Origin of the sequence: Levilactobacillus tujiorum (assembly GCF_012641185.1) — a bacterium.
GTDB lineage: Bacteria > Bacillota > Bacilli > Lactobacillales > Lactobacillaceae > Levilactobacillus > Levilactobacillus tujiorum.
Genome location: NZ_JAAXLK010000003.1, coordinates 17,721 through 31,195, shown reverse-complemented (window position 1 = coordinate 31,195; position 13,475 = coordinate 17,721). Strand labels below are relative to the sequence as shown.

Here is a 13,475-nt window from a genome sequence, read left to right as displayed (position 1 = left end):
CTTTGAAGATACGTGGGTTTCGTAGCTTCAAATCGAGCGAGAAGACTGGTGGTCCTTCCAGGCTGAAGCGTCCCCACAGCAGGCGGAATCCCTGGCAGCCGGAGTGCGGCCAGTTTAGCCTTACCGATTTACCACGTAAAAAAGCGCCCACCAGCAGTTGCCAGCGAGCGCCTCAAATCAATCAAATTTAGTTATTCTTCAAAGATAAGTGGCTCAGTAGTTCTTCGTAAGCCCGTTCGTACTTCTGTACGTCGCCGGCACCCATGAAGACCACCACAGCATCGTGGAAATCCAACAGTGGTGACATATTGTCCACCGTCAAGATCTCGCCACCCTTGGCAATCTTTGCAGCCAAGTCCTTGCTGGAAACGGCACCTTCCGTCTCCCGTGCTGAACTGAAGATGTTGGTCAAGAAGACCTTGTCAGCCAAGTTTAAACTCTTGGCAAAGTCATCCATCAGTGCAATCGTCCGGCTGAAGGTATGGGGCTGGAAGACCGCAATGATCTCTTTGTCCGGATACTTCTGCCGAGCAGCATCCAACGTTGCCTTGATTTCGGATGGATGGTGCGCGTAGTCATCAATGATCGTCATGTCGGCCAGCTTACGTTCCGTGAAACGACGCTTAACCCCTTTGAAATCAGCCAATTCTCGCTTAATTTCGTCCATGTTGACCTTTTCAAAGTAAGAAACGGCAATGACTGCCAAACTGTTGAGAACGTTGTGTTCACCAAACAAGTGAATTTCAAAGTTCCCCAAGTTCTTACCTTCATGATAAACGTCAAAGGTTGACCCAGTAGTTGAACGCTTAATATTCTTAGCTTGGAAATCATCACGATCGTTCGTCCCATAGTAGTAGACGGGCACATCCGTCTTCAATTTCCGTAATTCTGGATCGTCACCCCAGGCAAAGATCCCCTTCTTCACTTGGTTAGCCCAAGTCTCAAAGGCACTGTAAACATCATCAATCCCGGTGTAGTAATCGGGGTGATCGAAGTCAATATTGGTCATAATTGCGTAGTCTGGCTTAGTTGCCAGGAAGTGCCGCCGGTATTCATCAGCTTCATAGACAAAGAAACGAGCATTCGGCGTACCCTTCCCCGTACCATCACCAATCAGGTAAGAAGTCGGTGCCACCCCGCTGAGCACATGTGACAGCAAACCAGTGGTACTGGTCTTACCGTGTGCACCAGCAACACCAATACTAGTGTAGCCTTCGATCAAGTGGCCTAAGAATTCATGGTAACGGTAAACGGGCAAGCCCATGGCGCGAGCCTTCTTGATTTCTGGATGATCATCCGTGAAAGAGTTCCCGGCAATGACGGTGAGTCCTTCATGAATATTAGCGTCATCAAAGCCCATGACCTTAATGCCCGCCTTTTCCAAGCCACGTTGGGTAAACGTGTACTGAGTGATATCTGACCCCTGAACCTTGAAGCCCTTATCATGTAAAATCAGGGCAAGGGCGCTCATCCCTGATCCTTTAATTCCGACAAAATGATAAACCGTTGCGTTATCCATTATGATCCTCTTTTCTACTCTTTGCGGTCAGGCCACGGGACTTCACCAACCGTGCGAGTGACTCTTTTTCCATTCTAGCATATCCCCCCACCCCTTAAAAGGCGTAGACCAATTAAAGAGTCGTGACGACTATTCACCTTATGATGAAAATGGTGCATCCTTGTCGTGCGGTTCGGGGAGGTCCTTACCCAGATCATCCGGCGTGAGGTAGACCTCACGCGGCTTCGATCCATGCTGTGGTGATACGTAATGACTTTGTTCCAAATCATCAATCAGATTAGCGGCACGATTGTAGCCGATTGAGAAGACCCGTTGTAACTTAGACGTTGATACGGTCTTTTCTTGGGCAATATATTCTAAAACTTTGGGTAACAGTTCATCCTGATTCTCTTCAGCCGTTTCCCGTTGGAGTAATCCCTTGGGTTCAAAGGCGTAATGCGGTTTACCTTGCGTGCGGACAAAATCAGTAATCGCGTCGACCTCAGATTCCACAAAGGCCCCCTGTAACCGCATCGGCTGGCTCGCACCATTACCGAGATACAGCATATCACCGCGACCTAACAGGCTTTCAGCTCCGGCAGTATCCAGGATGGTCCGTGAGTCAATCTGACTAGAAACCATGAAGGCAATCCGCGTTGGAATGTTGTTCTTAATCGTCCCCGTCACAATGTCCACGCTTGGCCGCTGCGTCGCAACTAACAGGTGAATCCCGGCTGCCCGAGCTTTTTGCGTAATCCGGACGATGTAGTCTTGAACCTCACTAGCAGCCATCATCATCAGGTCAGCTAACTCGTCAATAATAATAACGATATATGGCATTTTGAGCGAAGGCTCATCGTTGGCATCCGCCCGGTCATTGAATTGTTCAATGTTCCGAACACCCGCCGCAGCCAGCTTTTCATAGCGTTGATCCATTTCAGTGACAACCCACTTCAAGGCAGCCGCAGCGGCCTTGGGGTCGGAAATCACTGGTGACAATAGGTGAGGCAGCGCATCATACGGCGCCATTTCCACTGCCTTAGGATCGATCAATAACAGTTTCACTTGTGCTGGCGTCGCCTTATACAGAATCGACAGCAACAGAGAATTGATGAACACACTCTTCCCGGAACCCGTTGCCCCGGCAATCAATCCGTGCGGCATCTTTCGCAAGTCGGTCACTTGTGGCTTGCCGAACAAATCAACCCCCAGTGCGACCGTCAACGGTGATTCACTATTCTTGAAAGCCGCCGAATTGAGAATTTCAGACAACATGACCGGCCGTGATTTGACATTAGGAATTTCAATCCCGACCGTGGTCTTGCCCGGAATTGGTGCTTCGATTCGAATGTCCTTGGCTGCCAAGGCTAGCTTCAGATCATCATTTAAGTTGGTGATCTTATTCACCTTGACACCTAAGGCGAGGCTGATCTGAAATTGGGTAACCGTTGGCCCCACAGTCCAATCCGTCACGTGAGCGTCGACGTGAAAGGCACTCAGCGTCGCGTCCAAGACCTCTGCTTGATGCTCAATCCATTCATCCAGCGCCTCTTCGTCAGGGACGACGGGCTTAGGTAACAGATCAACGCTTGGAAAATGATAGCCACGCGTGCTTGTCTCATCGGTATCGTTGGCTTGTGCCGTATCAGTAGTGGGCCGATCAAATAACGCGAGGTTCCGTTGATCATTCCCCTCTTCTTGCATGATATCTCCGAGCGAGTGGCCTAGCCCCCGACTCGGTTTGGCTTTAGGCTTAGCTGGCGTCTTGGCTGCTTTGGGCTCGTCCGCTTGCGCCCGCTCCAACAGCTGATTCACTTCGGTAGGCCGCTGGTCGATAGCTGCTGACGAGACCGGCGTGGAGTCTGCACTCGACGTTGTGGCCGCCGCAGAACTGGTTGCGCCCAAGTCAGCGACGGACGTGGACACTTGCTTAGCCGCAGCGGTCGCAGTCACTGCCGGATGATGTTTAGCTGACGCCACACTAGCTGGTACGCCAGCGGCAGAGCTGACCACCAGATGACCAGTCGAGCGAACAGCGGCCGCCGAACTGACCTGCACCGCCGCTGACGTTGCTTCTCGTGCCGACACTGCAGATGTAGCTGCACTCGTCGGCGTTGTCTCCGCCGACCGGCTCGCTTCACTGGCCGTAGTCGTGCGATCCATACCGACTGGCAAATAATCAGCCGCTGAACTGCTCATACTCGTAGCCGAAGCCACTGAATCAGCTGGCTCTGTGGCCGTTGACTGTGCTGACGTTGGGTAAAAGACTTCCGTTGGCGCCGCTGCTTTGACCGCCGCTGATTGTGGCATAGTCACGGTTGCTGAGTCCGCCACACTCGATGTCGCCGCAACAGAACTCTTCACAGCTGCTTGATTTGCCACTGTGTCTGCGTGAACAGCCGCTGAATCGGCTGCTGATGTTGCACTCACTGCCGTAGTCGCCGTGTGAGTTTGATCGTCTACCGAATGATTGGTGATCGTTGCCGCAGAGTCCGCCGCTTCATCAGCCGAACCAAACAGAAAAAAACTACTCTCGTCTTTCTGTAAGCCGGCAATGAGACGCCGATAACGACGCCGTGATTTTGCAGTCGGATGTGACCAATGCAATTGCTTAGGGATCGGGGTCACTTGAAATGGCCGGTAGTTCTCCGCGCTGGCACTACTCTCGGCAGTCGCCGCCGCAGAACTCTCTGGCGTTGCATGCGTAGCCGCGGCCTGGTGTGCTTGCTGGGTAGCCGCCTGTCGTTGTGTCTCTCGTTCCTCACGTTGCCGTAAACGATCATTGCGTTCCTGGCGCTGATTGACAGAGCGTTGCGCCCGTTCAGCTGTCGTATCTTCTAATTGTTCGGGGCTCGGCTTTACCGCAAACTTCCGGAAAAAAGCTGGTCCATCATAGTGCTCCATGTTTCTTCCTCCTTGACGGGTGCACACGGCACCTGCCGAATTTCAACACTACGGGAGGAGACGCCGCTTAAGATTAGCGACTGGTTAACTCATTCCCTATTTTTAATCTAGCATTCAATGACTAGTTTTATGATTTACTTGAATTTGGCAACATCTTCCGGCCGGCATGCATTAAATTTAACGTCTCCGCTGTCGATACCGGATTGATCCCTACCAGGATGATTCGATGGATCAAGTTGTCTTTTTTAGATGTTTAATCGATCAATGGGCATTCGTTTCACCCGACTAACCAATTCGCTTAGAATGGTTAAAGTCAATCTCCCCTATTGTACACAAAAAAGCGGGTTGCCGACAAGGGCTAACCCGCTTTCGTAATGTTTCTTAAGCAATTTTATGAAGCTGAGAAGATCGTTTGGCCACGTTCAAAATCAAACGGTTCGCCAACTTCGTAATCGTCTGGCAAGATTAAGGCTCCTGGCTTTTGAGGCGCATTGGCCAAGCCTAACTCCCGGCCGGAGCAGATCATGCCGTCACTCTCAACGCCACGCAAAGCGCCGGGCCAGATAATCAAGCCGCTGGGCATCATCGCACCGACTTTAGCGACGACCACTTTGATGTCCGCCTGCATGTTGGGCGATCCGCTCACGATCTGAACGGATTGATCATTATCCACGACCGTATCCGTGACTAACAAATGATCAGAATCAGGATGTGGCGTTGCCGTCTTAACGTAACCTACGACAAATTTAGACTCAGTCTGAGCGACCAATTCACCGTTGAATCCAGCGTCTTCCAAAGCAGCATTTAAGGCCGCAACATCATCAACGGTCAACATGACTTGGCCGTTGCCACTGATGTTTGGCAAGATCTTAGAAATAGCTAAGAAATTATAGCCCAACGTCTTTTCCGTTTCAGCATCGTAAATCCGGGCAATGCCATCGCGAACGGTGTGGGCCTGCTTAGGCGTATCTTGAGCAACGATAACAATCAATGTATCCCCTAACTCTTGGGGATTGTAACTAGCAATTAACATGTGGGATCCTTTCCAACGGGTTTAATCGGCGTTAGTTGCCAATGAATTAATAAATTCTTCAACTTCAGCCTTAGTCTTACGATCTTTATTGACTAATCGACCAATTTCAGTGCCATTTTCGTAGGCAATAAAACTAGGAATGCCGAAAACGTTTAATTCGGCAGCCAAGTCGATATTTTCGTCACGATCGACCGCAATAAACTTAAAATCAGGATATTCAGCTTCAATGTCGGGCATTGCTGGCTTAATGAAGGCGCAATCCGGGCACCAAGTAGCGGAAAAGAATAACATGATTTTGCCATCTTTAACGACGTCTTTCAAATCAGCGGCTGACATTTTGGGTAATTGTTCCATGAGGTAAGCACTCCTTTATTTAAGTTTAAAAAATACACAAACATCATTATAGCAATGTGGCCGGGGGATTACAAAGTTTTAGCCTAATCTCCTCATTTTACAGTCGCCTTGTCCGCTTTACCAAGAAAACCATCACACCTGAGAGCGCTAGCCCAATGTATCCTAACACCGTCATCTTAGTCGATTTCTCAGAAGTCTGTGGCAACCTTGCCAGCATCTCTGAAGGACCACCAACCTTAAGTTGGTTACCCGTAAGATTTCTCGCTGCGATTAGCTTGCCAGCACTCTGATAAGGTGCTCTCTCATATGACTGACGACCAGTCGCTAACTTATGCCAAAATGTTTCAAACACACTATCTTGACCGATGTCCAATGCTCTAGCTACTGCGTCCACTTTAGTTTGTGCTGCTATCTGTTGAACGGTTAAATGACCGGTCTCACTATTTATTTTCAACACTTGGATAGTGTCACTGCCGTAGGACTTTTCAAAGATATAACTATACTTCTTCGTATTGAAAAGTCCAACGTACTTGCCGCGATCAATCACGTTGTTAGTTGAACAATAAGCCCGTTTTCCCGCTGGTATCGTCTGCACCGAAATGGCCGGCTGCCCTTGAATATCCTTGATCAGGTTGATTTCAAATCCTCCGTCGATAATTTGAACCGACTTTAAGCTACCATCCCCGTAAGTAATAGTGAAAATGCCCATCTCGCCTATAGACGTAGCACGTACCCGTGGAACCCGATAAGTAAAGGTCACCGTTTGCGCTTGCGTCCCATAAATACCCCTGATTCGTGAAGGATCCTTCAACATGAAATCTTTATCGTCGCCAGTCGTAAATTCTAAGCTCTCAGCCGTAAATTTATCCCCCACGTGCCCGGTCATGACATCCTTGAGCAATTCACCACCCAGGTCGGTCACGTAACGAACGTAGACCTTACCCTTCGCCGTCTTTTTTGGCGTCACATTTGCTGTTGATTGTGTGCCATTGGTAACTTGATTTTTATAGGGCGTTGGTTGATTCGGCACAGACGTCGTTTCACGTAACGGTACTGGATTATCGTCATCCTTATCCGCTATCTGTTCACTGGTGGCCGTTGCCTTATTACCAGCGTCAGCCGTATTCGCCAGGTTAGATCCAGCTACATCCCTGTCCTCCTGTGTGTCTCGCTTGGTAGCCATATTTTCAGTCTCAACTTCTTGATCACCTGCAACCGGTGCTGATGGTGCCTGCTTATCCGGTTGTTCTTCTGAGCCAGAAGTGTTGACCACATCAGCCGTGACCGGTGCCACCACAGGTTTCTCTACAAGTGATCCCTTATCTTCCGAAGCAATCCGCTTACCGATGGTTTCAATTTGACTACCAGTTTCCGCTGCTTGCGCGGTGACTGTTTTTTCTTGAGTCAATGCCACGGAGAACAGCGAAACTCCTAATAATGCTAAATATTGACAACGTTTTTGACCGGCAAAAGCAGGCCTCATTTTACCTAATACACGTGATTGTTTAATCATCTGCGGCTCCTCATCTCTATGTAAGAACTAATAAATCGAGTAAAAACAATTATAAAATCATCGGAACAATGCTACGATCATTGCTAGTCTATCCATCTTATCAAATATGTCACAAACCTTATATTCATAATTTAGCTTTAAACGTTCATAGAATCAACATTAATTTCACCTATGTATCTGCCACAATCTATCAAGACTAACAAATAATCGTTTTCTCAAATAGTTAACCTTTACATCTTGTCAGAGTCTGCGTATACTAGCCACAAAATTATTTTCGCAACTTTTCTGCCTTTTTACGGGAACTTCCGGCCAAACATTGCTATACTAAGGGCAGTTAAAACTTTTACACGTCTATAACAATAACTGCTGAGGAGGCGGTAGGATGACTGCTAGAAACGGACAACTTTATCAACTGAGCCTTACCGGTGTAATCGGAGGTCTCATGGGCATTTTCATCACGCGCTTCTTTGGTGGCGGCTCACGTTTGAACCCCGACAACATCTTAGAACGGGTCAAGCATCAGTTCCGCCAAGAATCCCCCATTGAAGGCGCCTGGATTGAGAAGCATGCGGTGCCTTTCCAAAAATTTGCGGTTAAATCTCGCGTTTATTATGGTGGTATCACCCGCTATGAGGATGACAAATTAGTTCAATACCAATTTGTGGCCGACGCCAACACCGGAAGTGTCCTTGATATTCACCGTCTTTAATTGAATACGATTTAAACACAAGTGGCACGCTGAGATTTCAACGTGCCACTTTTTGCGTTTCCGTTAACGATAACCATTTTGAATTGCCCGACACAAATCGTATATACCGACAATCAGAAATATACACAGCGGCGCCACCCGCATCAACACAAATGGTGTCTCAAACAAAACTGCTTTCCAGAACCATTCTCCCTGCATCTGCCACAGCCCGGGCGTTAAGTACCAGCTTTTAATATCCAAAAAGTTGATGTTACCAGTCAGCCACCAGTAGACAAAGACGTAAGTTAGGAAAAACGTTGCATAAGCGAAACTGAACCGGCCGAATCGGCGCTTTACGCTAGCCTTGGATTGTTCATCCGAAAAGATATCCCGATCCGAAGTTGCTGTTTTCTGCTGAAGATATTGGATGCCACCATGACGACTCCCAGCAATTAACCGCCACCCACTATCGCTAAAGAATTGGCGATAGGCCTGATAGTCACGCCGACTCATCCCCTTATCCCGAAAATCCAAGCGTGTGTAGGGATTGAATTGGTCGTCAGCCGTCAACTCTTGAAACGTGTAGCAATGCAGATATGGATTTACCCAATCCAAGCGGTAACCACCTTCCTGAATCGTATTAATCCAATTTTCCTCGCTATCAAGGCTCAAAAACACGCGAAATTTTTTCATCTTCTTCTCCCCATTTCTAATAGCCGAACTGTTCAGCCAGCTTCCCCAAGTCCCGTAATCGTTGCGTCTCTAATCGTAAAATTGATTGACCCGTTTCCGTGATGTGATACACCCGCCGCCGTTTGTCGCTGCTGGGTACCTCCTTGATCCACTTTAGTTTCAGCAAATTCTCAATTGCCCCATACATGGTGCCCGCCGCCACTTTAACGGTGCCCTGACTCAACCGTTCAATCTCTTGGATTGCCGCGTAACCGTGGAGGGGTTGTGTGAGGGCTAGTAAGATGTAATACGTCGTTTCAGTTAATGGTAAATTCTTATTTCGTGTCATTTTCCTCCTGAATCGCCCTTTCTTATGTAAAGTTAGACTATATACAGATCAACTATATATAGTCTAACTGCTTATCGGGTTTTATTCAAGTGAAATCTCTCAATGATAATTCCGATCACACGCCGACTGCCAGAAATCCCGCCTGCTCCAGCAGGAAAATGTGACACAAAAAAGGCTACCCTAACAGGTAGCCTTTCCCTTAACACGAGTCACTGGCGCCAACCAAGACGCTTGGCTACCAGTCAGTTTAAACGTGTTTAAGCTTATTAGAATGATTCGACATGTCGGTCCGGACGATCAATACATCCGTCACCGCATTAGCCACCACCGCGCTGGCCGTGGAGCCCATCAACATACGTTCAACCACATTGGAACCAATGGCGCCAATCATAATCAGATCAGCCCCGTATTCCTGCGGTAGGGTCTTGGCAAGGTCAATGTTTGGATGACCATAGAACACGGACGTTTCAACGTGTTTGACACCTGCCTCCTCCGCTTGTTTACGGTACGCAGCGACGGTCTGTTCCGAACGTTGGCGGGCCTCATCCATGACTTCCTGATCAACAAAGCCGAAACCGACCTTAGTATTATTGCCGATTCCCACGTAATCGCCACCCGTCATAATGGTGGCAATAATTAAATCAGCTTCGTTTCTGACAGCAACCGCAATGGCTTTTTCCACTGCACGCTTTGCTTGCCGGGAACCATCCACTCCAACTAGAATCCGCTCGTAGCGTTCGGACATTTTTACCACTCCCTTGTGGGTGCTCTCGTCACCCTATTTCGTTAACTCATAGGTTGCCTGCCCATAAATGGACATCGCCTTAATTAAATCATCTTCTGGTTGGAATTCATCTGCTTGGTGCATCGTGTCCTGGGTACCAGGGAATAAAGCACCGAAAGCTACCCCACGCTTCATCAAGCGGCCATAAGTCCCGCCACCGACAACTTCTGGTTGGGCGTCAGTATCACCGGTTTGTTGCCGGTAAACGTCCATCAGTGTGGTCACAATTGGATCGCTAGGATCAACGTAGTGTGGCACCATTTCACGGCCCTGCTCAATGTTCACGTTCATCATCTCAGTTGCTTTCTGCAAGCCGACTAAGATTTCCGCGGCCCCAATGCCCGTTGGGTAACGGAAGTTAGTGTTGATCAGACCACCCTTATCGGCGGTAAAGGTCATCACACCAACGTTCATGGTCAGATCACCCATGACTTTATCGGTGAAGGCCAAGCCCAGCTTGTGAGCCCGTGAATCGTCATGCAATTCGTTAGCTAAGAGCGCCAAGAAGTCTTCAGCGTCGCCGCCAAAGTCATATCCCGTCAGGAAGCTCGCCAAATACGTTCCGGCATTAATCCCGTTCTTAGGTTCCATCCCGTGAGCTGCTTTACCAATCACTTGGAGGTGCACGCCAGCTTCATCGGCCGTGGCCGTACCCGTTACCGGTTGTTCGGCAGTAAAGGCGTTGAAATCGGCCACCATTTGATCGGCATCAGCACCTTCAACCGTTGCTTCGGCATCCCGTGGGACCATGTTTTCTCGCAATCCCGCATCGAATTCACGTAACGTGACACTGCCACCGTTGGCCCCGCCAAAGTGACTTTCAAAGGTGACATTACCCTTTTCACCATTGATTAATGGAAATTCAGCATCGGGAGAGAACCCTAACGTTGGCGCTGGTTCCAGATCGAGGTAGTGGTGCATCCCCGTCCAGTCACTCTCTTCGTCAGTACCGATAATGAACCGAATCTTCTTCGTCGGTTTAATCCCTTGATCCTTCATCATCTTCAACCCGTAGTAAGCGGCCAATGCTGGTCCCTTATCGTCAGAGGTTCCCCGACCATACAAGTTGCCGTCCTTCTTGGTCAGTGTAAATGGATCAGTATGCCAGCCCTTGCCACCAGGCATCGTATCAGCGTGCCCGAGAATAGCTAACGTCTCATCACCTTCACCATATTCAACGTAACCGACCAAATTATCGAGGTTCTTGACAGTAAAACCATCACGTTCTGCTAATCCCAGAAAGGCGATCAGTGCCTTTGCGGGGCCGGGACCGAGTGGGTAGTCTGCAGTTGCTTTAGAATCATCACGTGCGCTGTCGATGCCAACTAAAGTCGTCAAGTCAGCGACATAATCCTCGCGGTACTGTTCAGATAACTGTTGCCAATCAATTGCCATGATTGGACCTCCTTTAATTTTTTCGGACTACAACAATGTCCAAAGTATACTTATTGTCAATTTTAGCATAACCCTGGCGAATTGTAAGCCGTTTTCTACCACTAAAATGCTATACTGAAAGCGAAACCAATTTTGAGGAGGAATTCATAATGGAAACGCTCTCGCAATCCATTCTGACCAAAACCATCCGGCAACGCCCAGCCGACAGTTACAAGGGAACTTACGGCCGGGTGACGCTAATCGGCGGCAATCGTAATTTCGGTGGTGCCATTCTGATGGCCAGTGCCGCTGCCGTTTATGCTGGCGCCGGGCTGGTAACCACCATTACCGATGCCAGCAATCAGACGAGTCTGCATGCTCGCCTGCCAGAAGCCATGTTTGCCGATCTGAATAATCATGAACAGCTGAAAAGCCTCGTCCAGTCCGCTGATGTCGTCGTTATCGGCCCCGGCCTGGGTGCGGATGAGGCTGGCTTAATGGCTCTAAACACCACCTTCAGTGCCCTTCAACCGCAACAACACGTGGTGATTGACGGGTCGGCCATTACCCTAATCGCCCAGCATCACCTGACGCTTCCCGAGGCACACCTGATCTTTACGCCGCATCAGATGGAATGGCAACGACTCAGCGGCATCGCCATCGCCGATCAAACGGTAGCTAACAATCAGCCCGCCGTCGCTAAACTCAACGCAACTGTTGTGGTCAAATCCCACCGCACCCAGATCTACACGCCCACTGCTGTGTATGAAAATCCACTGGGGACGCCCGCCCAAGCAACCGGCGGGATGGGCGACACCTTAGCGGGGATGGTCGGCGGCTTTGTTGCTCAGTTTAGCAATGCTACTGATGCCGTTCTCGCCGCCGTTTACAGCCACAGTGCGATTGCCGAAATGTTAGCGGAGAAACAATACGTGGTGTTACCCCACCAAATCATCGACGTCTTGCCACAATTTATGAAGGCACACGAAGCTTTGGTCTGATGTAAATTTCACAGAGATACGGCTGAATTAGTTAACACCTGTTCTGGCTTGTAAAAAGCGCCCTAAGTCGGCATACTAAAGATACTTTCGGAGCCACACCGTTGACTCCCTTGCCAAAGGAGCATGCATTTATGGATGATTTAACTTTACCATCAGCAATTACCAATTTTATTGCCGCCACCAATGCCGGTGATTCCCAGCAATTTGTCGCCCAATTCACGCCTGATGCCGTTCTCAATGATTGGGGAACCGAGTATCACGGCCCAACTGAGATTGCGAACTGGAATCAAACCGACAATATTGGTAAGCAATCCCACTTTGAATTACAGGATTTCACCCAAGACGACGCCACGACTTGGACCGTCCAACTGGTCGTCACCGGCAACGGCTTTAATGGCACCAGTCCTTTTCGGATGACGATCAAAGATAATCGACTGGTTAACGTCACCATTCTGCCAGATTAAATCGCCAACTAGACGAAAACAGGAAGTAACCTCACGCTGAGATTGCTTCCTGTTTTTAGTTAACTAAAATTAATAAGAATATCGCCGGCATTATCATCCTGCCACAGCATAACTAGCCTAACTTAGAAGACGTTTCCGTTTGGCTCTCAGTTGACGACTCCAATGGACCATTCAGGTCATCAATTTCCGTTGGAAACAATCCGCGATATGAAGCTACCGATAGATCAACCGGTAAGGCCATCGGTCCCAAGGCTATCCGACTGACCGGACCATTGATCGCTTTCAACGCGAGTAACGTGGGAACCGCCGCGTTCAAATCCCGCGTTTGCACCGTGGCCGTCGTGGTCTGGTGGAGCGTATCCGGAACCAATTTAACCGCCGAAAACGTCAAATCAGCGGCTAGAGTCGGCAACTCAGTCACCACACCAGCCAGTGGCATCCGCAGCGTGCTGACCCACTTCTGGGCCGCCACATCTGTTAGAAAATGGTCGTCGTCACTTGCCAGCACCAGTCCGGTGGCTTCCTTAGGCAGGTCGGCCAACGCTTTTAACGGACGGACCTGATCCAAGGTGTTCAGCAGACTTCCCAGGCTATGCGCACTGGTAGGATCCATACTCAGCTGAAACCCAATTGGCTTATTGAAGATTAAATACTGGGGCTGACGTCCCGTCACGGCCATCCCATCCACGCGGACCTGATCGGCTTTGACCACATCCGTCAGGGGCGAATCGACTGCCGCATCGTTAACGGTGACCCGTCCCTGTCGCAGCAACCGCAAGATCTGCCGCGGTGTTCCCTGCCGATGATCCGTTAAGTAACGTTCAATGTTCATTGCCATTGC

The 13,475-nt window shown here is 49.3% G+C and carries 13 protein-coding genes; 3 read left to right on the top strand and 10 right to left on the bottom strand.

Features of this window, described 5'->3' with window-relative positions; genetic code table 11:
- Positions 1-187: 187 nt before the first annotated feature.
- From murC to HF569_RS01940, 5 genes are all read right to left on the bottom strand, one after another.
- Positions 188-1,519 carry a UDP-N-acetylmuramate--L-alanine ligase gene (gene murC, locus HF569_RS01960; RefSeq protein WP_168849487.1) on the bottom strand — a complete coding sequence of 444 codons (1,332 nt, stop codon included), beginning with the start codon at positions 1,517-1,519 and terminating at the stop codon, positions 188-190.
- A gap of 138 nt (positions 1,520-1,657) precedes the next feature.
- On the bottom strand, positions 1,658-4,402 hold the full coding sequence (locus HF569_RS01955; RefSeq protein WP_168901128.1) for a DNA translocase FtsK: 2,745 nt from the start codon (positions 4,400-4,402) through the stop codon (positions 1,658-1,660).
- Between the two features lie 391 nt (positions 4,403-4,793).
- Positions 4,794-5,435, bottom strand: a complete 642-nt coding sequence (gene ytpR / locus HF569_RS01950; protein WP_168849489.1) for a YtpR family tRNA-binding protein — start codon at positions 5,433-5,435, stop codon at positions 4,794-4,796.
- 21 nt (positions 5,436-5,456) lie between these two features.
- Complete coding sequence (locus HF569_RS01945; RefSeq protein ID WP_168901127.1) at positions 5,457-5,789, bottom strand: thioredoxin family protein; 333 nt, start codon at positions 5,787-5,789, stop codon at positions 5,457-5,459.
- Between the two features lie 97 nt (positions 5,790-5,886).
- Positions 5,887-7,302 carry a MucBP domain-containing protein gene (locus tag HF569_RS01940; RefSeq protein WP_168901126.1) on the bottom strand — a complete coding sequence of 472 codons (1,416 nt, stop codon included), beginning with the start codon at positions 7,300-7,302 and terminating at the stop codon, positions 5,887-5,889.
- Positions 7,303-7,684: 382 nt separating this feature from the next.
- Between HF569_RS01940 and HF569_RS01935 the strand changes: the two genes are divergently transcribed.
- The gene (locus HF569_RS01935; protein ID WP_168849491.1) at positions 7,685-8,011 is read left to right on the top strand and encodes a PepSY domain-containing protein; all 327 of its coding nucleotides are present in this window, start codon (positions 7,685-7,687) and stop codon (positions 8,009-8,011) included.
- 63 nt (positions 8,012-8,074) lie between these two features.
- Here HF569_RS01935 and HF569_RS01930 read toward each other — a convergent pair whose 3' ends face one another.
- The 4 genes from HF569_RS01930 to pepV all read right to left on the bottom strand — a co-directional run bounded on the left by HF569_RS01930 (position 8,075) and on the right by pepV (position 11,190).
- Positions 8,075-8,683, bottom strand: a complete 609-nt coding sequence (locus HF569_RS01930; RefSeq protein WP_168901125.1) for a DUF2812 domain-containing protein — start codon at positions 8,681-8,683, stop codon at positions 8,075-8,077.
- 16 nt (positions 8,684-8,699) lie between these two features.
- Complete coding sequence (locus HF569_RS01925; protein WP_168901124.1) at positions 8,700-9,011, bottom strand: PadR family transcriptional regulator; 312 nt, start codon at positions 9,009-9,011, stop codon at positions 8,700-8,702.
- 247 nt (positions 9,012-9,258) lie between these two features.
- A complete protein-coding gene (locus HF569_RS01920; protein WP_168849494.1) occupies positions 9,259-9,756 on the bottom strand; it encodes a universal stress protein in 498 nt (165 codons plus the stop codon).
- Positions 9,757-9,789: 33 nt separating this feature from the next.
- The gene (gene pepV, locus HF569_RS01915; protein ID WP_168901123.1) at positions 9,790-11,190 is read right to left on the bottom strand and encodes a dipeptidase PepV; all 1,401 of its coding nucleotides are present in this window, start codon (positions 11,188-11,190) and stop codon (positions 9,790-9,792) included.
- A gap of 149 nt (positions 11,191-11,339) precedes the next feature.
- Here pepV and HF569_RS01910 point away from each other — a divergent pair, with 149 nt between their 5' ends.
- Together HF569_RS01910 and HF569_RS01905 are read left to right on the top strand one after the other, a co-directional pair.
- Positions 11,340-12,170, top strand: coding sequence for an NAD(P)H-hydrate dehydratase (locus tag HF569_RS01910; RefSeq protein ID WP_168901122.1), 831 nt, complete (start codon positions 11,340-11,342; stop codon positions 12,168-12,170).
- A 131-nt stretch (positions 12,171-12,301) separates the two neighbouring features.
- Positions 12,302-12,634 carry a nuclear transport factor 2 family protein gene (locus tag HF569_RS01905; RefSeq protein ID WP_168901121.1) on the top strand — a complete coding sequence of 111 codons (333 nt, stop codon included), beginning with the start codon at positions 12,302-12,304 and terminating at the stop codon, positions 12,632-12,634.
- 112 nt (positions 12,635-12,746) lie between these two features.
- Here HF569_RS01905 and HF569_RS01900 read toward each other — a convergent pair whose 3' ends face one another.
- Positions 12,747-13,466, bottom strand: coding sequence for a 16S rRNA pseudouridylate synthase (locus HF569_RS01900; protein ID WP_168901120.1), 720 nt, complete (start codon positions 13,464-13,466; stop codon positions 12,747-12,749).
- Positions 13,467-13,475: the final 9 nt, after the last annotated feature.